Origin of the sequence: Rhizobium esperanzae (assembly GCF_002204185.1) — a bacterium.
Classification (GTDB): domain Bacteria; phylum Pseudomonadota; class Alphaproteobacteria; order Rhizobiales; family Rhizobiaceae; genus Rhizobium; species Rhizobium esperanzae.
This window is the reverse complement of record NZ_MXPU01000019.1, coordinates 103679-129210: the sequence shown is the minus strand read 5'-3', so window position 1 is coordinate 129210 and position 25532 is coordinate 103679. Positions and strand designations below refer to the sequence as shown.

General features: G+C 60.2%; 16 protein-coding genes, 1 tRNA gene and 1 pseudogene. 10 read left to right on the top strand and 8 right to left on the bottom strand.

The window, feature by feature from the left end; genetic code table 11:
* Positions 1-33 precede the first annotated feature (33 nt).
* The 3 genes from hmgA to maiA are packed head-to-tail and all read left to right on the top strand — an operon-like array spanning position 34 to position 3081.
* Positions 34-1395 carry a homogentisate 1,2-dioxygenase gene (gene hmgA / locus B5E41_RS24670; RefSeq protein ID WP_088396448.1) on the top strand — a complete coding sequence of 454 codons (1362 nt, stop codon included), beginning with the start codon at positions 34-36 and terminating at the stop codon, positions 1393-1395.
* A gap of 31 nt (positions 1396-1426) precedes the next feature.
* Complete coding sequence (locus B5E41_RS24665; protein WP_088396447.1) at positions 1427-2452, top strand: fumarylacetoacetate hydrolase family protein; 1026 nt, start codon at positions 1427-1429, stop codon at positions 2450-2452.
* Positions 2449-3081 (top strand): maleylacetoacetate isomerase, encoded by a 633-nt coding sequence (gene maiA, locus B5E41_RS24660; RefSeq protein ID WP_088396446.1) that lies wholly within the window; start codon positions 2449-2451, stop codon positions 3079-3081. Before B5E41_RS24665 ends, maiA begins: the two co-directional genes overlap by 4 nt.
* A gap of 3 nt (positions 3082-3084) precedes the next feature.
* On the opposite strand, the gene B5E41_RS24655 is transcribed toward maiA, so the two are convergent.
* Positions 3085-3555: an MEKHLA domain-containing protein gene (locus B5E41_RS24655; RefSeq protein WP_088396445.1), complete on the bottom strand. Its 471-nt coding sequence runs from the start codon at positions 3553-3555 to the stop codon at positions 3085-3087.
* Between the two features lie 71 nt (positions 3556-3626).
* Here B5E41_RS24655 and B5E41_RS24650 point away from each other — a divergent pair.
* Positions 3627-3876: pseudogene (locus tag B5E41_RS24650) on the top strand (hypothetical protein); the annotation flags it as partial.
* Positions 3877-3993: 117 nt separating this feature from the next.
* Here B5E41_RS24650 and B5E41_RS32430 read toward each other — a convergent pair.
* On the bottom strand, positions 3994-4302 hold the full coding sequence (locus B5E41_RS32430) for a hypothetical protein (protein ID WP_245303149.1): 309 nt from the start codon (positions 4300-4302) through the stop codon (positions 3994-3996).
* Positions 4303-4806: 504 nt separating this feature from the next.
* On the opposite strand from B5E41_RS32430, the gene B5E41_RS24640 reads away from it, so the two are divergent.
* Together B5E41_RS24640 and B5E41_RS24635 are read left to right on the top strand one after the other, a co-directional pair.
* Positions 4807-6075: a patatin-like phospholipase family protein gene (locus B5E41_RS24640; protein WP_088396444.1), complete on the top strand. Its 1269-nt coding sequence runs from the start codon at positions 4807-4809 to the stop codon at positions 6073-6075.
* 105 nt (positions 6076-6180) lie between these two features.
* Entirely contained in the window at positions 6181-12081 is a 5901-nt protein-coding gene (locus tag B5E41_RS24635) for a DUF3320 domain-containing protein (protein ID WP_088396470.1), read from the top strand.
* Positions 12082-12722: 641 nt separating this feature from the next.
* On the opposite strand, the gene B5E41_RS24630 is transcribed toward B5E41_RS24635, so the two are convergent.
* From B5E41_RS24630 to B5E41_RS24610, 5 genes are all read right to left on the bottom strand, one after another.
* On the bottom strand, positions 12723-13259 hold the full coding sequence (locus B5E41_RS24630) for a SixA phosphatase family protein (RefSeq protein ID WP_088396443.1): 537 nt from the start codon (positions 13257-13259) through the stop codon (positions 12723-12725).
* A gap of 488 nt (positions 13260-13747) precedes the next feature.
* Positions 13748-17560 (bottom strand): vitamin B12-dependent ribonucleotide reductase, encoded by a 3813-nt coding sequence (locus tag B5E41_RS24625; protein ID WP_088396442.1) that lies wholly within the window; start codon positions 17558-17560, stop codon positions 13748-13750.
* Positions 17561-18156: 596 nt separating this feature from the next.
* The gene (gene gpt, locus B5E41_RS24620) at positions 18157-18651 is read right to left on the bottom strand and encodes a xanthine phosphoribosyltransferase (RefSeq protein WP_064810155.1); all 495 of its coding nucleotides are present in this window, start codon (positions 18649-18651) and stop codon (positions 18157-18159) included.
* A 196-nt stretch (positions 18652-18847) separates the two neighbouring features.
* On the bottom strand, positions 18848-19690 hold the full coding sequence (locus B5E41_RS24615) for a universal stress protein (protein ID WP_088396441.1): 843 nt from the start codon (positions 19688-19690) through the stop codon (positions 18848-18850).
* 91 nt (positions 19691-19781) lie between these two features.
* Positions 19782-20558 (bottom strand): competence/damage-inducible protein A, encoded by a 777-nt coding sequence (locus B5E41_RS24610; RefSeq protein WP_088396440.1) that lies wholly within the window; start codon positions 20556-20558, stop codon positions 19782-19784.
* A 647-nt stretch (positions 20559-21205) separates the two neighbouring features.
* On the opposite strand from B5E41_RS24610, the gene B5E41_RS24605 reads away from it, so the two are divergent.
* Positions 21206-21291, top strand: a tRNA-Leu gene (locus B5E41_RS24605).
* A 391-nt stretch (positions 21292-21682) separates the two neighbouring features.
* Here the strand turns inward: B5E41_RS24605 and B5E41_RS24600 are convergent.
* Positions 21683-22057, bottom strand: coding sequence for a VanZ family protein (locus B5E41_RS24600; RefSeq protein WP_088396439.1), 375 nt, complete (start codon positions 22055-22057; stop codon positions 21683-21685).
* A 179-nt stretch (positions 22058-22236) separates the two neighbouring features.
* Between B5E41_RS24600 and ilvA the strand changes: the two genes are divergently transcribed.
* The 3 genes from ilvA (at position 22237) to B5E41_RS24585 (ending at position 25357) form a co-directional block, all read left to right on the top strand.
* On the top strand, positions 22237-23487 hold the full coding sequence (ilvA, locus tag B5E41_RS24595) for a threonine ammonia-lyase (protein WP_088396438.1): 1251 nt from the start codon (positions 22237-22239) through the stop codon (positions 23485-23487).
* 37 nt (positions 23488-23524) lie between these two features.
* Positions 23525-23851, top strand: a complete 327-nt coding sequence (locus B5E41_RS24590; RefSeq protein WP_088396437.1) for an HlyU family transcriptional regulator — start codon at positions 23525-23527, stop codon at positions 23849-23851.
* Positions 23852-24085: 234 nt separating this feature from the next.
* On the top strand, positions 24086-25357 hold the full coding sequence (locus B5E41_RS24585; protein ID WP_176439479.1) for a GGDEF domain-containing protein: 1272 nt from the start codon (positions 24086-24088) through the stop codon (positions 25355-25357).
* Positions 25358-25532: the final 175 nt, after the last annotated feature.

Sequence of the window (25532 nt, the reverse complement as noted above, 5' to 3'; positions counted from 1 at the left end):
CGGCGCAGTAGAGTTTTCGGGGAGGAGTTGAGCATGGACCAGACAGCGATCCAGGCCGCCGATGCGGAAGCGGCGACCGCAAACAGACTGAAATATATGCCGGGTTTCGGCAACGATTTCGAGACGGAGTCGCTGCCCGGCGCCTTGCCGCAGGGCCAGAACAGCCCGCAGAAATGCAATTACGGCCTTTATGCCGAGCAGCTTTCCGGCTCGCCCTTCACCGCGCCGCGCGGCACGAATGAACGGTCCTGGCTGTACCGCATTCGCCCGAGCGTGCGTCACACCCGCCGCTTTTCGAACGCGTCCTATCCGCTCTGGAAAACCGCGCCTTGTCTCGACGAGCATTCGCTGCCGCTTGGCCAGCTGCGCTGGGATCCGATCCCCGCGCCTGAGGAGAGGCTGAGCTTTCTGCAAGGGGTGCGGACGATGACGACGGCAGGCGATGCCGCGACCCAGGTCGGCATGTCGGCGCATGCCTATGTCTTCAATGAAGACATGGTCGACGATTACTTCTTCAACGCCGACGGCGAACTGCTGATCGTGCCGCAGCTCGGCGCCATCAGGGTGTTCACCGAAATGGGCATCATGGATGTCGAGCCGCTGGAGATATGCCTCATTCCCCGCGGCATGATGTTCAAGATCATGACAGTGGGCGAGCAGACGGTCTCGCGCGGCTATATCTGCGAGAACTATGGCGCCAAATTCACATTGCCGGACCGCGGGCCGATCGGCGCCAATTGCCTGGCAAACCCGCGCGACTTCAAGACGCCGGTCGCCGCCTTTGAAGACAAGGAAATACCCTGCCGCGTCCATGTGAAATGGTGCGGCAAATTCTATGTCACCGAGATCGGCCACTCGCCGCTTGATGTGGTTGCCTGGCACGGCAATTACGCGCCTTACAAATACGACTTGCGGACGTTTTCGCCGGTGGGCGCAATCAGCTTCGATCATCCCGACCCGTCGATCTTCTCGGTGCTGACGGCGCCGACCGAAGATGCCGGCACGGCGAATGTCGATTTCGTGATCTTTCCGCCGCGCTGGCTGGTCGCCGAACACACCTTCCGCCCGCCCTGGTATCACCGCAATATCATGAGCGAGTTCATGGGCCTGATCCATGGCCAGTACGACGCAAAGGAGGAGGGCTTCGTGCCTGGCGGGATCAGCCTGCACAATATGATGCTGCCCCACGGCCCGGATGCGCTCGCCTTCGAAAAGGCATCCAACAGCGAACTCAAACCAGTGAAGCTCGATCACACCATGGCCTTCATGTTCGAGACCCGCTACCCGCAGCAGCTGACCAAATATGCGGCCGAGCTCGAAACGCTGCAGGACGATTACCTCGAATGCTGGGATGGCCTCGAACGCAAGTTCGACGGAACCCCCGGCATCAAATGAAGATCGGCTCCTCCGGCAGTGGAATTGAGACATGAAACTAGCGACCTTGAAGGACTCCACCAGGGACGGCCGCCTGGTGGTCGTTTCCCGCGATCTGACCCGCTGTTCGGAAGTCGGCCACATCGCCCGCAGCCTGCAGGCGGCGCTCGACGACTGGGAGCATGTCGCTCCGAGGCTTCGGCTGGTTGCCGAAGGCATCGAGACTGGCGCCCAGCCGACGATGCGGTTTCACGAACATGACGCCGCATCGCCCCTGCCGCGTGCCTATCAATGGGCCGACGGCTCGGCCTACGTCAACCATGTGGAGCTGGTGCGCAAGGCGCGCGGCGCCGAGATGCCGGCGAGCTTCTGGACCGATCCGTTGATGTATCAAGGTGGCTCTGACGGTTTTCTCGCACCGCGCGATCCAATCCTGATGGCGGACGAGGCCTATGGGATCGACATGGAGGGCGAGGTTGCCGTTATCACCGGCGACGTTGCCATGGGTTCTAGCCCGGAAGCCGCCGTAGGCGCCATTCGTCTGGTGATGCTCGTCAACGACGTGTCGCTCCGCGCCCTCATCCCGGACGAGCTGGCGAAAGGCTTCGGTTTCTTCCAGTCCAAGCCGGCCTCGGCATTCTCGCCGGTCGCAGTGACGCCGGACGAGCTAGAAGAGGCGTGGGACGGCAGCAAGCTGCACCTGCCTCTGCTCGTGAGCCTGAATGGCAGACCATTCGGCAAGGCGAATGCCGGCATCGACATGACCTTCGACTTCGGCCGGCTGATTGCCCATGCCGCGAAAACCCGCCACCTGGTGGCTGGAACGATCATCGGTTCCGGCACGGTCTCCAACAAGCTCGATGGCGGCCCCGGCAAGCCGGTGGACGCGGGGGGAGATGGCTATTCCTGCATTGCCGAACTGAGGATGATCGAGGCGATCGAGAGCGGATCACCGAAGACGCCCTTTATGAGGTTCGGCGACCAAGTCCGAATCGAGATGAAGGACCATGCCGGCCATTCGATCTTCGGAGCGATCGAGCAGACGGTCGGACGATACGAGGGAGCCGACCGGCGATGAACGAGATCATTCTCTACGACTACTGGCGGTCATCGGCGAGTTATCGCGTGCGGATCGCGCTCAATCTTCTGGGCCTCGACTACCAGACCGTGCCGATCAACTTGCTCGACGGTGCGCACAGAATGCCGGACTATCTCGCGCTCAATCCGCAGGGGCTCGTGCCGACACTTGTGATCGATGGGAAAACGCTGACACAGTCGCTGGCCATCATCGAATATCTGGCCGAGTCTCGGCCGGAGTACGGGTTGCTGCCGTCCGATAGCTCCGATCGCCATAGAGTGCGCGCTCTCGCGTATGCAATTGCCATGGATATCCATCCGATCTGCAATCTGCATGTCGTCTCGCATCTTCTGACGCTGACCGACCAGGCGGAAGCTCGCGAGGAATGGATGAAGCATTTCATCGGCGATGGACTTCGCAAGGTGGAGATTATGCTCGGTGAATCCGACGGCGCGTTCAGCTTTGGCGGCACGCCGTCGATGGCCGATCTCTGCCTTGTTCCCCAGGTCTACAATGCCTGCCGCTGGGGAGTTGATATGACTGCTTTCAGACGCATCAGCGATATCGACGCCAGATGCGCCGACCTCCCCGCCTTCCAGGCAGCACATCCGGACCGCGTGAAGCCGTAGGAACTACGCATCCTGCCACGATGAAAATATCGCCGCCTGGCCCAACCGCTTTCCCGTCTCATCGATGAGCTGCCAGACAGTGAAATTTTCGACCCAGAAACGGCGCCCCGATTTCGCCACCCGGAGGCCGCGTCCGTTGTCGACAAACCCATCGCGCGTGACGGCGTCCAGCAGCCGCTGGCGTTCGGCGCGATCAGGCTGCTCGGCCGAAAGCCGCGACGGCAGCATGATGAATTCGTCCCAGCTATATTCGAAGCAGTTCTGCGCGGTCCGGTTTGCGTAGATGAAGCGCGGGTCGGGCAGGGTATTGTGGGCGAGGACGACGAAAGGAGCATGGCTGTAAAGCCAATCCGGCCCCTGCCCATCCTCGACGAGGGCGCGGCCGACGATGCGCTTGTAGCTGCCGGTAAGAAGGGCGAAGAAATCGGGATCATTCCTCAGGTCGAAGGCGTGATCGTCATAGGGAGAAGTCACGAACGGCCTCGCTGGTCAAATGTGTCGGTGCAGGCGACATAGCCGAAATCAATTGCACGCGTCTATGATGGCAGATCGAGTCCGAGACCGGAAAGGTGCTCGCCACGGACAAGGGTGCCAAGGCCCCGGACCGGTTGATCCGTCAGCGGACAGGACTGGACGACATCTGTCGCACGAGTCGATCGCTGGGCACCGAGACGCAAGTGGCGTGCAAACGGCGCGACGAACTCGGTTCGCTGCTCAATCGCGTCGACTGGTGCTACGGCCTGAAGGCGAAGCCGGAGTAAACTGGAGTGGCACAAATGCGATACCAACTCACGCACCATGCAGAATAGATATCACCGGTCCGCCGATAATGTGCGGCAGTTGTCTGAGCAAGCCGGCATCAACGTACACGTCCTGCTTTCCCGAAAATCGTTCCGATTTGCGGCCGATACGCTAGCAGCCGTCAAGCGCCTTGATCCTGGAGACCAGGGTCTTGCCAAACACGTAGGTGGTCAGGACAGCGGCGCGACCCTGGCAGCGACGGCCCTCATTGGTGACGTATTCGTAGGAAACCCGGACGTCATCAGTGCCGCGCAGCGCCGTGCCTGTGAGTTTGAGCGGCTGCGACATCGCGCCGAAGAAGGCGTGGATTGATGCTTCATTGAAGGGCCCCTGGCCACGCTTTTCCGGAATGACCAGCGCCGAGGCGGTTTCACCATCGGCTGCTGCGAGCGCCGAGTAGAAGGCCGTCACCGTGCGCATAGGATCGTGCGGAAACGCAGGCTGACGCGCACAAGGTGCCCGGCGGGGTCGCCGTGGCAAAGCCTCGAAGGCGGACGGCCCGCCCGATCTCGATCCCGGCTTTGAGATCCCCGCCCTCGCTGTTCAGAAACACAAGGGCCTTGCTGGAGGCGGCAGCCAGGTTTCTGAAGACGATTTCGTCACCGTCGTTCAAGACGCCCGTGACCGAGATCAAGTCCGTGTCACCTTCCAACGGCCCTCGCGTGATCTCTGCCGCAGACAGAGGAAACGCGCATAAAAACAACAACCCAGCCACGATGTGACGCATCGATTCCCCCACTTTCGCTGGTGTTATTGAACATCGCGAAGGATGTTTTGCAAGACTGATCGTGCAACCCTGCAGAGGGCTTGGCCTGTGGATCGAAGTGAAAGAGGACGGACGCCGATCTCGTGGTAAATCCGCTATGACATTTCTTCTGATATACAGCGAATGTCGCCACCCTTCTTAACGTGATACGACAGAGCATGTCAGCAGACGAGCATCCTGAGGAAAACAGCGTCCGCTCTGGATCTGACGACCCGGAGAAGCCGGCCGAGCGCTACCAACTCGGTCTTTGCCTTTCGGGCGGCGGCTACCGGGCCATGCTATTCCATGCGGGATCGCTGGCGAGGCTGAACGAGGCCGGCCTTCTCGCAAAGCTCGATATGATCTCCTCGGTCTCGGGCGGATCCATCGCCTCCGGCCTGCTCGCCTATATCTGGCCCCGGCTGATCTTCGAGAACGACATCGCCGTCAACTTCAGGACCGAATATCTGGATCGCGTTCTGGCCTTCAGTCAGCTATTCGCTGATGGGCCGAGCTTCCTGAAGGGCCTGTTAAATCCCTTTTCGAGCGCGGCGGCGGAAGCCGCGAAACTTTACGAGCGACATCTGTTCGATGGAAAATCGCCAAGCCTCAGAGATCTTCCGAGCTCGCCCTGGTTCGTATTTTGCGCCAGCAATCTCAGCACCGGTTCGCTCTTCCGCATGTCCAACCGCTATATCGCGGATTATCGGATCGGGGTGTCGTTCCATCCGGCACTTTCGCTCGCGACCGCGGTTGCCGCTTCGGCCGCATTCCCGCCGGTGCTGTCACCGCTGCGATTGGACCTGGCGCAGTTTTCATGGAAGAGGGAAAAACTCGATAACACCGTTGGCGAACCGGTTGCTCCGAGCCGGGCAATATTGAGCGACGGCGGCGTCTACGACAATCACGGCATCGAGCCGGCGCTGAAACGCTGCGACTTTCTACTTGTCAGCGATGCCGGCGCGCCTTGGCGCTCCTCGACCCGCGGATACTGGAACTATCTCTCGCAGCTCAAGCGCGTTCTCGATACGACGGACAACCAGGTGAGGTCGTTGCGGCGGCGAGACCTGATCGGCGGCTTCAAGGCTGCAAAACAGGCCGACAGGCTTGGCCTCGACGATCTCGCGAAATCGGCGCTGCGCGCAAGAACCCATGGTGTCTACTGGTCGATCGACAGCAAGGACGCCGAACTCAAACCCTACGCCTCTTACACGCTGCCGCCGTCGTCGGTCGTCCCGGCGCAGGTCGGCACCTATCTTCATTTTCTCGGCGGTGAGGAGACGGAGTATCTGGCGAACTGGGGGCACTACGTCTGCGACGCGATGCTCAACCGGTTCTATCAAACGTCGCTGCCGCCATCGTCCGGCCCGCCGTTGCTTGCCGGCACAGTGAAGCCGTATTGGGTGGCGAGATTGAGCAAGCGCCTGTTCGACTTTCTACCCTTCTAGGCGCAAAGTCGGCTTCAAGGTGATTTTTGTGCGTTTCCATTAGAATGTGCTTGAAACACTCTCGAAAGTGGTAATTCTCTGGCCGTGAAGGGTGGGGATTACATCATGCTGGATATTGTTCAAGCCAATGTGGCGATTGTCGCTGATATTGCGCCAAGTTTTACATACGCATCATTTCAGAACGCCATTCCTGTGCTAAGGTCGGTCAGAGTCGTGAACCCGACAAACGACAACCTTGAGGAATGCCAACTTCGTCTCGTAGCCAATCCCCAATTCGTGCGCGCCAAGACGTGGATGATCGATAGGATCGTCGCAGGAGACGAAATCTCTCTAACCGACCGAAAGGTAGATCTCGATTCGTCGTACCTCGCCGGATTGAATGAGGCCGAGCGCGGCGAGATCACCCTCACGCTGACATCGCGCGGATCCCTGCTTTCCGAGATCCACGTTCCGGTGCGCCTCCTCGCGCGTGACGAGTGGGGCGGTGTCAATGACATGGCTCAGATCCTGCCAGCCTTCGTCATGCCGAACGATCCTGCCGTGGCCAGAATTCTGAGGTCTGCCGCAGACCAGCTCGCAGCACATGGACATTCTTCAGGCTTGGACGGTTACCAGAGTGGCGACCCGAAAAGAACATTCATGCTCGCTGCCTCTGTGTACTCTGCAATTTCCGCACTCGGGCTGCACTATGCCGAAGCTCCGGCCAGTTTTGAGCAGAGGGGGCAGAAGATTCGACGGCCGACAGACATTCTCGAACAGCGGCTCGCGAACTGCTTGGATCTCACGCTCCTACTCGCATCGGCACTGGAGGCATCGGGTCTGCACGCCATCATTTTCACGTTCAACGGCCACGCGGCTGTCGGCGTATGGTTGACCCAGAGGACGCTGGCGAATGCAATTGAGACGGATCTCATGGAGGTTCGCAAGGCACTCGCGGCGCGCGAGCTGGTAGTGTTCGAAACCACGGGGCTCACCCATCGCCCCGCCATGATTCTAGACCATGCCCGACGACTGGTCGAGGCTCGTCTCGACGAGAGCCAGCGCCATTCTTTCGTGGCGGCGATCGACGTTCGACGTGCCCGGAGCGGCGGTGTAACGCCTCTTGCATCGCATCAACCGCTTCAGCGTTCGGCGGACGCGCCAGATGATGATCATCCGAGCGCGTTGCCGCTCCCTGAGATGCCGACATTCGAGGCCCTCCCGGCGGACGTCGTCGAAGAGAAGCCCACGACTGCGGCAGGCCGCATAGATCGCTGGCAGAAGAAGCTGCTCGACCTGACTTTGCGCAATCGCCTCCTAAACTTCCCGGATAGTCAGAAGACAATCCCATTTCTATGCAGCGATGTCTCCTTTCTGGAGGATCGCCTGGCCTCCGGATCTTCGATCCGGCTCATTTCCCTACCGGATCAGAATCCTGTCGGTGAACGTGATGAAGCGCTCTTCCGAGAGACCCGCGGTGAAGATCTGCAGCGCCAATTCGCGACCGAGGCCCTTCTGCGCGACGAACTGCCATCGAAGCTCCATGTAAAGGAGCTGGAAAAGCGGCTGATCGAGCTCCATCGTCAGGTCAAGAACGATTTCGCCGAGGGTGGAGCAAATACTCTCTTCCTCGCGGTGGGCTTCCTGCGTTGGAAGAAGAAACCCGAGGACGAACGAAGCTACCGTGCCCCTTTGCTTCTGGTTCCCGTCAAACTGGAGAGGAAGAGCGCCTCCTCCCGATTTGGCCTGCGCTTCCACGAGGACGAGCCCCGGTTCAATGCCACCCTTCTGCAGTTCCTTGAGCGGGACTTCGACTTGCGCCTGCCGCAGTTCGCTGGAGCTTTACCGCTGGATGAGCACGGTGTTGATGTTCCACGACTCCTGGCTACCATGCGCCAAGCCGTCAGAGATGTGCCGGGAATGGAGGTAGTGGACGAAGTTGCTCTGTCGACGTTCTCGTTCGCAAAGTTCCTGATGTGGAAGGATCTTGTCGAGCGTACGGACGCGCTTCGCCACAACAGGGTCGTAAAGCACCTTATCGACACGCCCGACCAGGTGTTCACATCGGACGACACTTTCGCCGACGAGCGCGAGATCGACCGCCGCTTCCAGCCCAAGGACATCATATGCCTCCTTCCGGCCGATTCCTCGCAGATCGCCGCTAGCATCGCCGCTGCCGAGGGGAGGGATTTCGTTGTGATCGGCCCTCCCGGAACAGGGAAGAGCCAAACGATCGCAAACATGATCGCGAACTGCCTCGCGATCGGCAGGACCGTGCTTTTCGTCGCAGAAAAAACCGCGGCGCTCGATGTCGTGTATCGCCGTCTCCGCGAACACGGCCTCGGCGACCACTGCCTTGAACTGCATTCGAACAAGGCGGACAGGAGGAGTTTTGTTTCCCAGTTGAAACGGTCCTGGGAGGCGTCGGTTCGTTCCGATGGACAGGAATGGATCAATGTAAACGAAAAGCTTAGGTTCCGCCGCGACCAACTCAACGCCTACGTGGAAGGCCTCCATCATCGCCACAACAACGGGCTGAGTGTCTATAAGGCTATCGGGGTGGCATCCAAAGGGGCAGATGCCTACGCGCCGACTCTCTCTTTCGACGCCCTCGATGCTCACGATGAAGCCGCTTACCGGAACCTGAGTGCTCTCGCCGCCGATCTGGGTCGTGTGTTTGGTGCCGTTGATCGGCAGCCGTCCCTGGAACTCGTTGACAGGCCGGAGTGGTCATCAAGCTGGCAGGAGCAGTTGTTATCCTCCGCATCTGCGCTGAAAGAGAAGATCATCCGATTGCAAGATGCCCATCAGGCCTTCGTGCGTGAGCTCGGACTATCTGCCGAGACCGACGCTCCGATCGCCGATCTGCAAAGGCTCGCGGGCTTGGCGGATACATTGTGCTCAACGGCAGGGACGGATGTCAGCATCGCATTCGACCGAGAGTTCGCCCAGCTTCAGGGTGCTCTGGCAGAGCTCAGCGGAGCGATCCAGGCGTACCGCGCCGCGGAAGGGAATTTGGCGGCACCCTTCGCACACGACACGCTCGCCTCTATCCCGCTCGAGCAGTTGGAGAACGAGTGGCGCGAAGCATCCGCATCTATATGGCCAAAAAGCTGGCTTGGAAAGCGGCGCGTGAGAAAGCTGCTGAAGTCCTATTCGAACGGCGGCACACCCGACCCGGAGAAGGACTTCACTCACCTTAAGCGAATGAAGCAACAATCCGCCGCGATTCAGGCAAACCTCCTTTCCGGCAAGCGATCGGGTTTCGCAGGGCTGCAAACGGACGTCGAGCACGTTGAGCGTAGGCTGTCCGGAGCGCAGCGCGTGCGTGACAGTCTTATACGGCTCGGTAGGGCCGCCGAGGAGGTGAGGGGGATTGCCCAGGCAATCGCGCCCGTCCTGGCGTCGGCATCCCCTGATGCATCGGTTCGCCTAACTGCCAGAGACTTCCTGGCGGCTTTTTCCAACTTCCTTGAGGCAGAGAAGGCGTTCGCTTCGGTGTCGGGCAAGGATATCACGTCGGTGTATCCCGACCAGGTATTCACGTCGTTGCCGCGTCGGCTGAACGATCTTGCCGCTGCCCGTCAGGTGCTTCGCGACTGGGTAGCTTGGTGCCGTGTTCGCCAGGAGGCGGGAGCGAAGGGGCTCTTCGGGCTGATCAAAGGCATTGAAGATGGCGCAGTCCCTTCTTCGGAAACGGAGGCCGCGTTTCATCTCGGGTACGCCCGGTGGTGGCTCCCTCTCGCGATCGATGCCAATCCAGTTCTTCGGGAGTTCCGCCGCTTCGAGCACGAGCATGCGGTGGCCGACTTCCGGGATATCGACGACATCGTAAGGAAGGCTGCTGCAGGGCGCGTCGCTTCTTCTCTGGCGCATGGGCTTCCCCCTGTGCAGGGCGTTCCCAGACAGTCTGAACTCGGTCTGCTCCGGCATCAGATGGAGCTTCAACGTCCGAGCCGTTCTATCCGGGAAATCATCGGCGGGATGCCCAACAGCTTCTCAAAGCTCGCGCCATGCATGTTGATGTCGCCGCTGTCGATCGCGCAGTATCTCCCTCCAGACCAAGCACTGTTCGATGTCGTGATCTTCGACGAGGCGTCGCAGATCACCACCTGGGATGCGGTAGGAGCGATCGCCCGCGGTCGCCAGACGATCATCGTAGGGGATCCCAAACAACTGCCGCCCACGAACTTCTTCGGGCGCAACGAAGAGGAGGAAGATGTCAGCGAACACGAACGGGATCTCGAGAGCATCCTCGACGAGGCTAAGACAGCGGGGATCCCCGTTCGCGACCTGAGATGGCACTATCGCAGCCGCAATGAGTCGCTCATCGCCTTCTCGAACCATCACTACTACCAAAACCGCCTCATCACTTTCCCTTCGCCGACGGTGGAGGACAGGGCGGTTAGCCTGAGGCCTGTACCGAACGGCATCTACGATCGCGGCAAGACCCGCACCAACAAGGTCGAAGCACGCGCCGTTGCAGACGAGGCGGTGGGGCGAATGCGTTCGTGGCTGAAGCTCTCAGAGGGCGAGCGGCCGACAATCGGGATAATTACATTCAACGCGCAGCAGCAGTCCCTGATTCAGGATTTCCTCGACGAGGCCCGCCGTGCAAGCCCGGAGCTGGAGTGGTTCTTCTCCGAAGAAAGGATTGAACCGGCCATCGTGAAGAACCTTGAGAACGTGCAGGGGGACGAGCGTGATACGATCCTCTTCTCAATCACCTTCACTGAAGACTCGGCCGGGAAAAGGAGCATGGATTTCGGCGCCCTGAACCGAGACGGCGGCGAGCGACGCCTGAACGTCGCGGTGACCCGTGCGCGGCAGGAACTGTCAGTCTTTTCGGGCTTCCGGGCAGATCAGATCGACACTGCGCGGACCAAGGCCGTAGGTGTCCATCATCTGAAGACGTTCCTGGATTTTGCAGACCGTGGTGCTATCGCTCTGCCCGCACAAGATCACGGGTCGGTCGGCGGCTTGGAGTCGCCGTTCGAGGAGGCTGTCGCCGAAGAGCTTTCCAAGCGTGGTTGGCATCTCGTGCCGCAGGTCGGCATATCCGGCTTCCGCATCGATATAGGCGTGAAGCACCCCGACAAGTCGGGAGCCTACCTTGCCGGGGTAGAGTGCGATGGCGCAACTTATCACAGCTCGGCGACGGCTCGGGATCGCGACAAGGTCCGCGAGCAAGTACTGCGGGGGCTCGGGTGGAATATCGTCCGGGTCTGGTCGACCGATTGGTGGTTCGACCGACAGGGCGCTGCCGATCGTCTGCATCACGCACTTAACGAGTTGCTAGATCAAAGTAGGCAGGCGGCCGAGCCGATTGAAACGGGGCCAACCGAGCTACTCGATAAGGTTTCGGATGGCGAGTCCATTGCGCTCAATGGTGTCGATTCGGCTGCCATCGAATCTCCGGCCGATCCTGATTATAACATCATTGTTCAAGATCTGTTCGCTGCCGCGCCAGAGGAGGTTTGCGCTGGCGGGCATTTGGAAGTTCCCATAGCCACGCACTCAAATGACTTAACGTATCGCATCGCAGACCTGACGGCGTTCAAGTCGCGTCCGAACGACTTCTTCGAGTTTTCCTACCGCGCCACACTTCAGGCCATGGTCGATGCTGTCATCGAAGCCGAAGCGCCGATGAAGGAAGATGTTCTGGCTCAGAGGATCGCACGTGCACACGGCTGGCTCCGGACTGGAGCACGGATCCGCGAGCGGATCGCCCTTCATCTGAAGCACCTCGACAGAACCTCTGAGTCCAGCGGGTACTTCGTTTGGAAGAGGGGTACGGTCACAGAAGTGTTGCCGTACCGTGTAGGTGCCGGTGAGAGCCGTCGGCCGGTGGCGGACATACCGTTGGCTGAGCTTGCAGCGCTGGTCACGTCTAATCCTGGGCTATTCGATGAAGCCGACCCCGCTCTCTCGCTTGCGAGATTGATGGGCGTCGAGCGCCTTGCAGGCACGTCTCGCGGGCGGCTGGAGGAGGCCATCGCCAAGGGGCGCGCGCTCCATTTCAGTTGACGTGTCGAGCCCAGAAGTTGCGGGTGATCGCCGGGCGGAGCATCGAATTCAAGCCCGGCTCCGCGATGGTGCCCGATCCTGATTGTCGGGTTTTGAGCATTGGCATCGACTAGTGACGCTCCCGTCAGAGTTCGCCGGATCCGAAGCAAGTCCAGGATAGAACTAGATGATCTCAGAAGATGCCTACTTCGAAATGATCGTCGCCGCCATGAACCGGAGCGCATGCCAACAGCTGATGTGGGCTGGAACGTGAAACTCGATGCCGCCAGTTCGATGTTGTCGTGATCATTCCGAACGGTCCACCCTGATGTTAGCGGTCGAAGTAAAGAATCACGCGCGGCGGGAAGCGGCGAACATTGAAGCGTTGATTACCAAGGGGTGTGATGAAACGCGATAATTCTAATCGGAGCGGTTGTTGACGATCGAACGAGCGAATATTCGCTGCGCTGCTGGAGGCTGCCTATCTTGTCCGAACATTGTGGGTTGTCCCTGAAATTCCCATCGAATGGGCAGTCAACGAGCCGATCGGCCGTGCGCTGCTTGAGGTAAGTACTGGCCGGACGAAAGCCGCGCGTTCGGAAACGGCGCGGACAGAATCAGGATCGTGGCCCATTCGCCAATTCAACCGGAAAGTGGCTTTATTATCCCAAAGATCCCGGCGTTACGAACCGCTCGAGATAACCGGTGCCCGCCGCAATCTCGTCCCATCCGTCGAGATCGAGGTCGATGACGGCGAGTCCCGCCGTCGGGAACTTCTCCCGCATGCGTCCCACGGCATCGGCATCACCGTCCGGCGCGATCAGCGAGGCCGCATTCTCCATGCCGGGATTGTGGCCGACGATGAGCAGCGTGCGGACACCAGGTTCGACGGTTCGGATCACATCGAGGATGCGATCGGCCGACACCTCGTAGATATCCGGCGCCTCGCGTTCGGAGACCTTTTTCGAAAGGGCCCGGCGGATGAGCTTCCATGTTTCCTGCGCCCGGCGGGCCGGCGAGACAAGGGCGAGATCGGGGATCAGCTTTTCGCGCACCATATAGGTGCCGATGACGGGTGCTGCCTTGCGCCCGCGATCCGCCAATGGCCGTTCACGGTCGGCCACACCGTCGGGCCAGGCGGATTTGGCATGGCGCAGAAGGATGAGGCGGTGTTTCGACAGCATTGGTTTCGGGGTCATTTTATTGCGAGGCCGATGTCCTCGGTTAAGCTTCGTTGCTGTTGCCTCCTGGGGCATGAAGGGCCTCGATACAGCTCGCAAACTAGGCGGATGTCACTGGGAGGTCAGTCGTTTCGTCCTGCCTTTGCGAACTTGAGCATCCTGCGGATTTCGGCATGACGCTGTTCAATCGAGCTTGGAACGCGTCTTGTCCGAAATCGAATTAAGCTCCACCTCGCAGACGAACTCTGGACGTCGTCCTGAGTTCCGATCTGCGAGGAGAACCGCAGCAGGTCTTCGGGCAGGCATCAACCCATTTCGATACCGCAGATCGCAGGCTGATGCAGGGAGGCTATTCGCTGCGAATTCGCAAAACGGGCCACCGTCCGCGCACTTTTTAGTGTCCGGACGGGTTGGCCATTTCTTCTGTCGGAAATGGCCAATTTCAGAGGCTTTTAGCCAGACCTAGCTTCGATTTCTCAACAGACACTGCAGAACCGCAAGCCTGCTCAGCTGCAGCCGCTCGTCGCACCGCACGTGTCGCACTTCTCGCAGGTGCCATTCCGCACCATCGTGAAGTTCTGGCATTCCGAGCACATGTTGCCGGTATAGCCCTGCATGATCGAGCGCTGGCGGCGTTCGGCTTCCACCTTCTTGGCTTCGGTCTTGGCGGTTGCCGCGTCGGCTGCCGCCTTGTCGGAGAAGAGGGCAGTGGCGTCGCTGGTGATTTCCTCGCTCACCTCTTCGGCGATCTCTTCGGCCAGTTCCTTGGCGCGTTCCTCGTAATCGCGCTTGAAGGCGACGATTTCGGAGGTGGAGACGGCAACCGTCGGCTCCAGCTTGCGGGCCGCGGCACCTGCAAAGGCGGTGACGGTGCCGGTGGAAGCGGCGCGGGCAGGGGCCGCGGTGGCCGCACCCTTGGGTTCGCCCGCCTGGCGTTCGCCGCCGGTGCCGGAAACCAGCGTCGGCTTGTAGCCACGGGTCCAGCCGGTGGAGAGCAGGTTGGTCTTGCCTTCCTGGATGCCCTTTCCGAGCGCCGTGTTCGAAAAATCCGACGTGTCTACATGGGCGAGGTCATGACGGCCGAGATAGGAGACGGCCAGTTCGCGGAAGACATAGTCGAGAATCGAGGTGGCGTTCTTGATCGCATCGTTACCGATGACCATGCCGGCCGGCTCGAACTTGGTGAAGGTGAAGGCCTCGACATATTCCTCGAGCGGCACGCCATATTGCAGGCCGAGCGAGATGGCGATGGCGAAGTTGTTCATCATCGCACGGAAGGCAGCCCCTTCCTTGTGCATGTCGATGAAGATCTCGCCGAGGCGGCCGTCGCCGAATTCGCCGGTTCTGAGATAGACCTTGTGTCCGCCGACGGCGGCCTTCTGGGTATAACCCTGACGGCGGTTCGGCAGCTTCTCACGTTCGCGCGAAACCCGTTCGATCACCCGCTCGATGATCTTCTCGGTGACGGTCACGGCCTGGGCTGCGACCGGCGCCTGCAGCAGTTCCTCCAGCGCATCCTCGTCGTCCTCGTCTTCGATCAGCGAGGCGTTGAGCGGCTGCGACAGCTTCGAGCCGTCGCGATAGAGGGCGTTGGCCTTGAGGCCGAGCTTCCAGGACAGCATGTAGGCGTTCTTGCAATCCTCGACGGTCGCCTCGTTCGGCATGTTGATCGTCTTGGAAATCGCGCCCGAGATGAAGGGCTGGGCAGCCGCCATCATGCGGATATGGCTTTCGACGGAGAGATAGCGTTTGCCGATCTTGCCGCAAGGATTGGCGCAATCGAAGACCGGCAGATGCTCTGCCTTGAGGAAGGGCGCGCCTTCCAGCGTCATCGCACCGCAGACATGGATGTTGGCGGCTTCGATGTCCTTCTTCGAGAAGCCGATGTGGTCGAGCAAGTTGAAGCTCATGTCGGCGAGCTGCTCGTCGGAAACCTTCAGCGTCTCCTTCAGGAAGTCGGCGCCGAGCGTCCACTGATTGAAGACGAACTTGATGTCGAAGGCGCTCTTCAGCGCAGCGTTGACGGCTTCCACCTTCTCATCGGTGAAGCCCTTCGCCTTCAGCGTCGACGGGTTGATTGCCGGCGCTTGGTTCAGATTGCCGTGGCCGACGGCATAGGCTTCGATTTCGGCGATCTGGCTTTCGGAATAGCCGAGCGTGCGCAGCGCTTCCGGCACGGCGCGGTTGATGATCTTGAAGTAGCCGCCGCCGGCGAGCTTCTTGAACTTGACGAGGGCGAAGTCCGGCTCGATGCCGGTCGTGTCGCAATCCATGACGAGGCCGATCGTGCCGGTCGGCGCGATCACCGAGACCTGGGCATTGCGATAGCCATGCTTCTCGCCGAGCTCGAGTGCCTTGTCCCAGGCCGATTTGGCATGGGCGGCAAGATCCTGATCCGGATTTTCCGAATGGATCAGCGCGACCGGGTCGATCGACAGGGCCTCATAGCCCGAGGTTTCGCCGTAAGCAGCGCGGCGATGGTTGCGGATGACCCGCAGCATGCTCTCGCGGTTCGGCGCGAAGTTCGGGAAGGGCCCGAGCTCGGCAGCCATTTCGGCCGAGGTTGCATAGCAGATGCCGGTCATGATCGCGGTCAGGGAACCGGCAATGGCACGGGCTTCGGCCGAGTCATAAGGGATGCCCGACGACATCAGCAGGCCGCCGATATTGGCGTAGCCGAGGCCGAGCGTTCGGTATTCGTAGGAGAGTTCGGCAATGCGCTTCGACGGGAACTGCGCCATCATCACCGATATTTCGAGCACGACGGTCCACAGGCGAACGGCGTGTTCGTAGTCGCCGATATTGATGCGCTTGGTGGCCTTGTCCTTGAACTGCAGGAGGTTCAGCGAGGCAAGGTTGCAGGCCGTGTCGTCGAGGAACATGTATTCCGAGCACGGGTTCGAGCCGCGGATCGGGCCGCCGGCCGGCGAGGTGTGCCAGTCGTTCATCGTCGTGTTGAAGTGGATGCCCGGATCGGCCGACGCCCAGGCGGCGTAGGAAATCGTTTCCCAGAGATCGCGAGCCTTCAGCGTTTTCATCACCTTGCCGTCCTTGCGGGCGGTCAGCTTCCATTCGCCGTCATTTTCCACGGCGCGCAGGAAGTCGTCCTTGATCGAGACGGAGTTGTTGGAGTTCTGGCCCGATACCGTGAGGTAGGCTTCCGAATCCCAGTCCGTGTCGTAGGTCTTGAATTCGAGGTCCTTGTAGCCCTGGCGGGCGAACTGGATGACGCGCTGGACGTAGTTTTCAGGAACCTGGTCCTTCTTGGCGGCGCGGATCTCGCGCTTCAGGGCAGGGTTCTTGGCCGGGTCGAAGCAATCGCCGTTATCGCCTTCGCAATTGAAGCAGGCCTTCATGATCGCCTTCAGGTGCTTGGCGACAATCTTGGAGCCGGTGACGAGAGCCGCAACCTTCTGCTCTTCCTTGACCTTCCAGTTGATGTATTCCTCGATATCGGGATGGTCGATGTCGACGACCACCATCTTGGCGGCGCGGCGCGTCGTGCCGCCCGATTTGATAGCGCCGGCGGCGCGGTCGCCGATCTTCAGGAAGCTCATCAGGCCGGAGGAGCGGCCGCCGCCGGAAAGCTTTTCGCCTTCGCCGCGCAGCATCGAGAAATTGGAGCCAGTGCCGGAGCCGTATTTGAACAGGCGCGCTTCACGCACCCAGAGATCCATGATGCCGCCTTCGTTGACGAGATCGTCCTCGACCGACTGGATGAAGCAGGCATGCGGCTGCGGATGTTCATAGGCCGACTTGGATTTGGTCAGCTTGCCGGTGAAGGGATCGACGTAGAAATGGCCCTGGCCGGGGCCATCGATGCCATAGGCCCAGTGCAGGCCGGTGTTGAACCATTGCGGCGAGTTCGGGGCGACGCGTTGGGTGGCGAGCATATAGGCAAGCTCGTCCTTGAAGGCGGCAGCATCTTCTTCCGAAGAGAAATAGCCGCCCTTCCAGCCCCAATAGGTCCAGGTGCCGGCGAGACGATCAAAGACCTGGCGCGCATCGATCTCGGAGCCGGTCTGCTCGTCCTTGGGCAGGGTTTTCAGCGCGGCATCGTCGGGAACGGAGCGCCACAGGAAGGAGGGAACGTCATTTTCCTCGACCTTCTTCAGCCGGGTGGGAACACCGGCCTTGCGGAAATACTTCTGCGCCAGAACGTCGGTCGCGACCTGGGAGAACTGCGCGGGAACGTCGATATTCTCGAGGCGGAAGACGATTGACCCGTCCGGGTTCTTGATCTCGCTCGTCGCCTTGCGGAATTCGATATCCGCATAGGCGCCTTGGCCGGCTTTCGTGAAACGACGTTCGATGCGCATAGTTCTTGACCTCGCGTTGGCGCCCGTCCCCAGGGCGCAAATTTCCTATCCGGCGGCACATTGTCGTCGTGCAGCCAGTCTCGTTTCCGTATTGTGACAGGGGTGTCATCCGGAGATGTCCTTCCTGTATCTTGTGGTGATGGTGGCTGCAAACACTAAATATAGTATTAACAGCTTATTATCGCCAGCCCTGATGTCACTTTTTTTGGAGGCAGAAAACCGCGCAGAAATCCTCTCTGGCCTGGGCCGGTTCCGGCACAACAGCCTCAATCTGCGTCTTGTTTTTCAAAGGGAACCGGGCTCGTACCTCCGGTCCGGTCGCCGCCGCAACACCAGGAACAGTAAAGTTGGAAACCGCTGATTCCGTCAAGGGCTGGTTTTTAATTGAATGGTAACCACAACATCTTGTGGATGCGCCTGTGGAGATTGGGGAAAGCCGGGGAGCGCTGAAAATACAATGACTTGCGGGCGTTCCCGGCTAAGGAAAATGCCGCAGCGGCAAAAAAGTGTCCTGCGGCAAATCTTGTGATGGCATTTCCGGCGCAAATGCGCATGCCGATTCGCGGAGGAAATCAGCGCTGCGGATTTTGCGGCGGTCAACGCGCGCCCTTGGCGATCGGCTCCTGGTAGGTGAAGCCCATATCCCAGGGGAAGTAGATCCAGGTGTCCTGGCTGACCTCGGTGATGAAGGTGTCGACGGTCGGCACACCCTTCGGCTTGGCATAGACGCAGGCGAAATGCGCCTTCGGCAGCATGGTGCGCACCTGTGCGGCTGTTTTGCCGGTATCCGTCAGATCGTCGACGACGAGCACGCCTTCGCCGCCGTTTTCGGCAAGCTCGGGCGCAATTCCCTTGAGCAGCACCATGTCGCCCTGGTTCACATAGTCATGATAGGAGGCGATGCAGACGGTCTCGATCAGCCGGATATTCAGCTCGCGCGAGATGATTGCGGCCGGAACGAGGCCGCCGCGGGTGATGCAGACGATCGCCTTGAAGGCCTGGTCGAGGCCGGCAAGCCGCCAGGCAAGGGCGCGCGCATCGCGGTGGAACTGATCCCAGGAAACGGGAAAGGCTTTATCGGGAAGGGACATCGGGCTGCTCCGCGGCATGAATAGAGACGAAACGCCGTTTACCGGCGACCGGACGGCTTCAGCGGCAAAACGCAAATCGCGCAGCCGGAACTGCGCGAGATCGCACGTGCTACTGCGCGAGGCGTGGCCGGGGCCGGAAGCCTTCACCGGTGGCAGCAATTAGCGGGATTTGCCGGTAAAACGCAAGAGCAGCCGCTCATCGCGACAACAGCGTCAGCGCCGTCATCGATTGCAGCAGGCTCTTCGTCGTGCCGCCGAAGATCGCCTGCCAGAGCCGGGAATGGGTATAGGCGCCCATGACGAGAAGATCGATGCTGCTGTCCGACAGCCGGTTTTCGATGACATGCGAGGCATTCCTGTCGACGCTGTGGCCCGCCGCAAGCGTCGTCTTCACGCCATGGCGGGCAAGTGCGGCGGCGATCTCGGCTCCTGATGTGAGCGGCGGTTGCAGGGCGGTATCGGCCGGGTCGACCGAAAAAATCTCCACCTCCTCGGCCGCTTTCAGGAAGGGCAGCGCATCGAAGGTCGCGCGCGCCGCCTCCTTCGAGCCGTTCCAGGCGATCAGCACGCGCTTAATCGGCTTCGGCTGGCGAATGACGTAAGGGATCATCAGCACCGGTCGCCCGGTCTCGAAGAGGAAGCTGTCGACGTCCACGTGACTGTCGGAGGGATTGGCCGGGTCCGCCTGCGATGCGATCAAAAGATCGGCGCTGCGAGCGCTTTCGATCAGCGGTGCGGAACCGTAGCCGGTGGAGGTGGCAAAGCTGCGCCATTCCGAGGAGGCGCCGGCAGCCTGCGCTTTCGCCTGAAAGATGCGTTCCACGGCGACCGTTTCACCATGCGCCATATCCTGCAGCGCCTGGACGGCGACCGGATCGGGAATTTCCATCGGTGCCACCAGCGGCACGGCCGATATGGTTTCGGCATGCAGGCCGATCACGTGAGCACCGCTTTCTGCGGCAATCGCAAAGGCGAAATCGGCAACGGCGGCGCTATTGTTTGCCGTATCGAGAATGGCGAGAATGGTTTTGTAAGACATATCAATTCTCCTTGCGCTGAAATGGCGGGCGCGAGAAAAGGAATGCACCGGACCGTTCTCCCGTTCCTTGACGGGGATCAAGTCCGGCCCCTCATGCCTCGGCGGAATGGTTTTCTGCGATGTCCTTGTTCCGGCGGATGGCGTCGATCATCGCGTGGACCTCGGCGCCGGCTGCATCGATTGCCGGTTGCGAGCGGCCGCGCACGACGATCTCGGTCGAGAATTTTTGGCCGATATAACGCGGATAGGAACCGATGCTGGTATCCGGATGCGCTTTCTGAATTGCGGCAAGCGGGGTGCCGATATCACCCTCGCCATAAGGGCAGGCGATGGCGAGCGAGAGCACCGGCATGCCGGTTCGAAGCGTCGGCAGCACATTGTCGACCATCGCCTGAAAGACCTGCGGCACGCCGGCCATGACATAGACGTTGCCGATGATGAAGCCGGGCGCCGTCGACACCGGATTGGGGATATGGGCGGCACCCTGCGGCATGCGGGCCATGCGCTGGCGCGCCTCGGTGAATTCCATCTCGCGGCGACGGTACATATCGGCCAGCAGGGTCATTGCCGCTTCGTCATATTCGCAGGGCAGACCGAAAGCCTTGGCAATCGCATCGGCAGTGATGTCGTCATGCGTCGGCCCGATACCGCCCGAGGTGAAGACGTAATCATATCGGGCGCGAAGCGCATTCAGCGCCTCGACGATCGCCTCCTCGTCGTCGGCGACGATTCGCACTTCCTTGAGATCGATGCCGGAGAGCGTGAGCAGATCGGCGAGGTGGCCGATGTTCTTGTCCTTGGTGCGGCCGGAAAGGAGTTCGTCGCCGATGGCGAGCATGGCGGCGGTGACAACGGTGTCATGGCTCATGGGATGTTCCGTGATGTGAGGCTGGTCAATAGGTAGCGTCCTTGGGCCGCTTTGCAAACACGCGCGCGTGACGCCGAAAAGTGTCAGCGGTTTTCGGACGATATCATGCTCGTTAGCACCGGCCGATGCGTCACTTTCGCGCCAAATCGGAACCGCAAGCGAATTTTCGTCTACGGATGTTGGACACTGAGTTCTCCCCCGCAGGGCTGCCTTCGGCTTGGGCGCTGGTAGAAATCCGCCGGTTACGAAATTCCCCCGCTGTTTCAAGGAAAATGGAAGACGGCGAAAGTTCTCGTTCTTTAATTACTCGGCCTACGGCCATATCGAAACCAGGCCTATGCCGCTGCTGAAGGCGCGAGGTCGGCTGGTGCCGACGTCACCGTCAAGCGCATCCCGGAACTGGTTCCGGAAGAGTCGCCAAGGCTTCCCTTGATCCCCATGCGTAAATGATGAAGGCGCGATGGGCGTGAGCCCGCCGCGCCTTTTCCAGTTTCTCGGGCCCGACGAAACGAGCGGCGCTGACGCTCGATTTCTCGTTGATATGCCTGCTGATTCATTCCGTGGCGGCGGCCGGCAGAGCCGAAATTATTTTTACGCCCTACGGCTCTTCCCATCGCCCATGACGCAAGATATTGAAAACGCCGCAAGCGGGCGTGGCGAAACTGGTAGACGCAAGGGACTTAAAATCCCTCGGCCTTAGGCTATACGGGTTCGATCCCCGTCGCCCGCACCAGCCTACGCTGTGTGAGCTTCGGCTCGGCGAGCCGAAGAGAGCAGCCAAGCGAAGGCTGTCGCGCCGTAGTTCTGTTGGGAACGAAGGCGGACTGGTTCGATAATGCTTCGGTTAGCCGCAACAATCTGCATAATCGTGTTTGAATATGCCTGTATATTGCGCGCAAAAGCGCGTTATTGCTTGACAATGACATTTTCGGTGCAAGGATTGCGCCGCGGCGAGTAAGTGTTGTCTTCTGGGAGTAAGACGATGGTTTACGATTGGAGCGGGACCAGGATTCGGCGCGTCCGGATATTCAAGACGAGCGTCGCCCTTGTTCTTGCAACTGTTGTGGCTGCGATACCGCTGTTTTTCTGGGCATCGGATTTGCCGGGTTTCTGATCCGCAATAATCAGCGTTCTGCGAAAGGCAGGCCGTTTGGAGCTCTGCTCTCGCGCCATCTATTGATCACCCAGCCGGCGACGAGGCCGAGGGCGGCGCCCATGGCCTTGATGCCCGCGTCATGCAGGCGCGGATGGCGGGTCGGCGCGAAATACTGCAGATATTCGATGCCAACGGCCCCAATGATCAGCAGCACGGCCACCAGTTTCCACTGTTTCGGATAGGCGAGCGCAAAGGCGAGGCCGAGAAGAACATAGGCGCCGCCGCGGTCCGTATCGACCGTCGTGACCGTATGCGGCCTCAGTCCGATCGGCGAAACCGTGACAAAGAGGATCAAGGCGAGCAGCAGCCAGGCGAGCGGTCTTGCGAATTTGAAGATCATCATCGCTCCATATAAGTGGCAGGCCTTTCCATTGACAGTTAAAATCAGTTCATCTGCCGCCGATTTTGCGATTGGCTTAAGAAAGGCTCTATGGGCTGAGCCGGCCGGTCAGTGAATCCTTTCCTTTGGCCGCCGGCCTGTGCCATAGCGGCGGTGACCAATCATGAGAATGGACCACGCCCGTGACGAGACTTGAAGTCGAAAGCGCCGAAGAGGCAATGCGTAGCCTCTTTCCGGCAACGCCGCTGCAGCTCAATGATCATCTCTCGGCCCGCTACGGCGCCGACATCTGGCTGAAGCGCGAGGATCTATCGCCGGTGCGCTCCTATAAGATCCGCGGCGCCTTCAATTTTTTCCGCAAGGCGATCGGGCAGGGGGCGGCCGGCAAGACCTTCGTCTGCGCCTCGGCCGGCAACCATGCCCAAGGCTTTGCCTATGTCTGCCGTCATTTCGGCGTGCCGGGCGTCGTCTTCATGCCGGTGACGACGCCGCAGCAGAAAATCGACAAGACCCGCATGTTCGGTGCGCAATTCATCACCATCCGGCTGTTCGGCGACTTTTTCGATCAGTGCTATCAGGCGGCGCGCGAGCATGTCGAGGCGGTCGGCGGCGTCATGGTGCCACCCTTCGACCATGCCGATATCATCGAGGGGCAGGCGACGGTCGCTGCCGAGATCATGCAGCAGCTGCCTGAGGGAACGGTGCCCGATATGGTGGTTCTGCCGGTCGGCGGCGGCGGACTGGCCGCCGGCATCACCGGTTATCTCGACGGCGTCGTGCCGAAATCGTCCTTTGTCTTCGCCGAACCGTCCGGCGCGCCGAGCCTCAGACGCAGCATCGAGGCAGGCAAGGTGACGACGCTTGCTAAGGTCGACAACTTCGTCGACGGCGCAGCGGTCGCCCGCATCGGCGATCTGAATTTCGCCGCTCTTCGCGATTTTCCGGCAAGCCAAGTGCAACTGATGCCGGAAAACGCCATCTGCGTCACCATCCAGGAGATGCTGAACGTCGAGGGCGTCGTGCTGGAGCCGGCCGGCGCCTTGTCGCTGACGGCAATCGCCGCGATGGATCGGCAGGCGATCCGCGGCAAGACCATCGTCGCCGTCGTCTCCGGCGGCAATTTCGACTTCGAGCGCCTGCCTGACGTAAAGGAAAGAGCCATGCGTTACGCAGGGCTGAAGAAATACTTCATCCTGAGGCTTGCCCAACGTCCCGGGGCGCTCAGGGATTTCCTCAATCTGCTCGGACCCGACGACGATATCGCCCGCTTCGAATATCTGAAAAAATCGGAGCGCAACTTCGGCTCGATCCTGATCGGCATCGAAACCAAGGCGCCCGAGAATTTCGCCCGGCTGATTGCTAATTTCGAAGCCTCCGGCATGGGTTACGAGGATATCACCGAAAACGAGATCCTCGCTAACCTGATCATTTGACTTGGCGATCGTAAGGCCGCCGTGCTAGAGACACGACATGGCTTCATTCATTTCCAATCTTTTTTCGATGTTCACCGGCGGGGCCAAACCGGCCTCGCAGGCGGCAGGCCCGTCCAGCGAGCCGCAGCTTTACGGCGATTGCACGATCTATGCGGAGCCGCGTAAGGAAGGCAGCCAGTATCGCCTGGCCGGCCGCATCGAAAAGAAGGTCGGCGACGAGGTGCTGGTGCGCAGTTTCATCCGCGCCGATATGTTTTCCTCCTCCGACGACGCAATCGAATGCACGGTGCGCAAGGCGCAGCAGATTATCGATCAGCATGGGTCGTCACTCTTCAGTGATGGCGAGAAGATCCGTCAGGTTTGAAATCGGAATCCGGTCCCGTTCGGCGATTGCCTTTCAATCGTATGTCCTCGGTTCTGATTCCGGTCAGGTGATCTTGCACACGCAATCTTAAAGGATTGCGGCGAAAGCTATCGTTTGCAGGATTTGCGGGGCCGCTCTTGTGCTTCAATTTTTCAGACGATCGATCAAAGTATCCGCTGTCGTGATCGCAGTGCCCGCCCGGCCGCGAAGACGCCTGCCGGACGTCTCGGTGCCGTGATGGAGGCACTCAACCTCGCGCTCTTCGTCGTCGAAGCCATCGCCTATTTCGTGCTGATGGTGACGCTTCTGCATTTCCGCCATCGGCTCGGCCTCGGGGTTTTCTTGACGGCGCTCGGCGTCATGCATTTCATGGAGACCTACCTAGCGGCGGTCTTTTACGTCTCGCTGCCGTTCGGCGATGTGTCCCCGGGCTCATCCGTCTTCTTCTCCGGCAAGCTGATGATGATCCTGATGCTGTATCTGTGGGAGGATGCCGCGACGGTGCGCCAGCCGATCTACGGCTTGTTTCTCGGCAATCTGCTTACCGTCGGCATCGCCTGGGTGCTGCAGTTGCATCAGCCGCTACAGCTGTCGTCGAACCACACGCCCGACGTCGATTTCCTTAAGGAGATGGGCTGGCTGATGATCTGGGGCACGGCGCTGCTCTTTGTCGATTCGCTCGGCATCATCCTGCTCTACGAAAAACTCGGCGATTTCTTCCGCAGGCGTGTCGTCCTGCGTTTCATGATCTCCGGCTTTGTGCTGCTGACTTTTGATCAGGTCGGCTTCTTCGCCGCGCTGCACTATTTCCTCGATGTTCCGGTCGCCGTATTCTGGGGTGGCTGGAAGGCGAAGATGCTCTCCGTCTGCCTCTATGGGGCGATGTTTGCCGCCTATGAATATCGGATCCGCCGCCTTGGCGCCGACGCCGCCGCGCGCTCCATCAGCGACGTCTTCGGTGATCTAACCTTTCGCGAACGCTATAACGACCTCCTGGAGCGCACCGGCCGCGATATGCTCACTGGCGTCTATGACCGTACGCGCATGGAACTCGAAGCGCCGCTAATGCTACGTGAGGCCTTGAGGCAGGGGCTGTTTGCCACCGTCCTCATTATCGACGCGGATCACTTCAAGAATGTCAACGATGGTCACGGCCATCTTCAGGGCGACGAGGTGCTGAAGGCGATCGCCGCCCGGCTCGGAACGACGCTGCGGTCCAGCGACCGCATCTTCCGCTTCGGCGGCGAGGAATTCGTCGCCGTCTGCCCCGGCACAAGCCATGAGGAGGGGCTGCTGCTTGCCGATCGCCTGCGCTGGACGATCGAGACCAGCGTCAAAACGCCGGATGACAAGCCGGTGACGGTCAGCATCGGCGTTGCGACAGCTGACGAGGACGGCATCAGCTTTACGACGGTGCTCACCGCCGCCGACGGCAGGCTCTACGCGGCAAAGAAAAGCGGCCGCAACTGCGTCGTCGGCCGCTCCGGTATGGTGCAACCGAGTTAGGCGGCGGGTCGCGTCACCCACCGCAGCGCGACGCTGCGGTGTTTGGGATGTTGCGAGAATCGAAACAGATTCCTTTAAACACATTATTTTTCAATATGTTGCGGAGCAAATAAAAACGACTTGTTAGCATGGTACAAACGTGATCTCCATTGCCGCAGTAGTCGGCTGAGCTTTT

Bases quoted from the DNA above. Each gene is read 5' to 3' on its own strand.
- hmgA (WP_088396448.1), top strand. From the start codon at position 34: ATGGACCAGACAGCGATCCAGGCCGCCGATGCGGAAGCGGCGACCGCA.
- B5E41_RS24665 (WP_088396447.1), top strand. From the start codon at position 1,427: ATGAAACTAGCGACCTTGAAGGACTCCACCAGGGACGGCCGCCTGGTG.
- maiA (WP_088396446.1), top strand. From the start codon at position 2,449: ATGAACGAGATCATTCTCTACGACTACTGGCGGTCATCGGCGAGTTAT.
- B5E41_RS32430 (WP_245303149.1), bottom strand. From the start codon at position 4,302: ATGCGCACGGTGACGGCCTTCTACTCGGCGCTCGCAGCAGCCGATGGT.
- B5E41_RS24640 (WP_088396444.1), top strand. From the start codon at position 4,807: ATGTCAGCAGACGAGCATCCTGAGGAAAACAGCGTCCGCTCTGGATCT.
- B5E41_RS24635 (WP_088396470.1), top strand. From the start codon at position 6,181: ATGCTGGATATTGTTCAAGCCAATGTGGCGATTGTCGCTGATATTGCG.
- B5E41_RS24630 (WP_088396443.1), bottom strand. From the start codon at position 13,259: ATGACCCCGAAACCAATGCTGTCGAAACACCGCCTCATCCTTCTGCGC.
- B5E41_RS24625 (WP_088396442.1), bottom strand. From the start codon at position 17,560: ATGCGCATCGAACGTCGTTTCACGAAAGCCGGCCAAGGCGCCTATGCG.
- gpt (WP_064810155.1), bottom strand. From the start codon at position 18,651: ATGTCCCTTCCCGATAAAGCCTTTCCCGTTTCCTGGGATCAGTTCCAC.
- B5E41_RS24615 (WP_088396441.1), bottom strand. From the start codon at position 19,690: ATGTCTTACAAAACCATTCTCGCCATTCTCGATACGGCAAACAATAGC.
- B5E41_RS24610 (WP_088396440.1), bottom strand. From the start codon at position 20,558: ATGAGCCATGACACCGTTGTCACCGCCGCCATGCTCGCCATCGGCGAC.
- B5E41_RS24600 (WP_088396439.1), bottom strand. From the start codon at position 22,057: ATGATGATCTTCAAATTCGCAAGACCGCTCGCCTGGCTGCTGCTCGCC.
- B5E41_RS24590 (WP_088396437.1), top strand. From the start codon at position 23,525: ATGGCTTCATTCATTTCCAATCTTTTTTCGATGTTCACCGGCGGGGCC.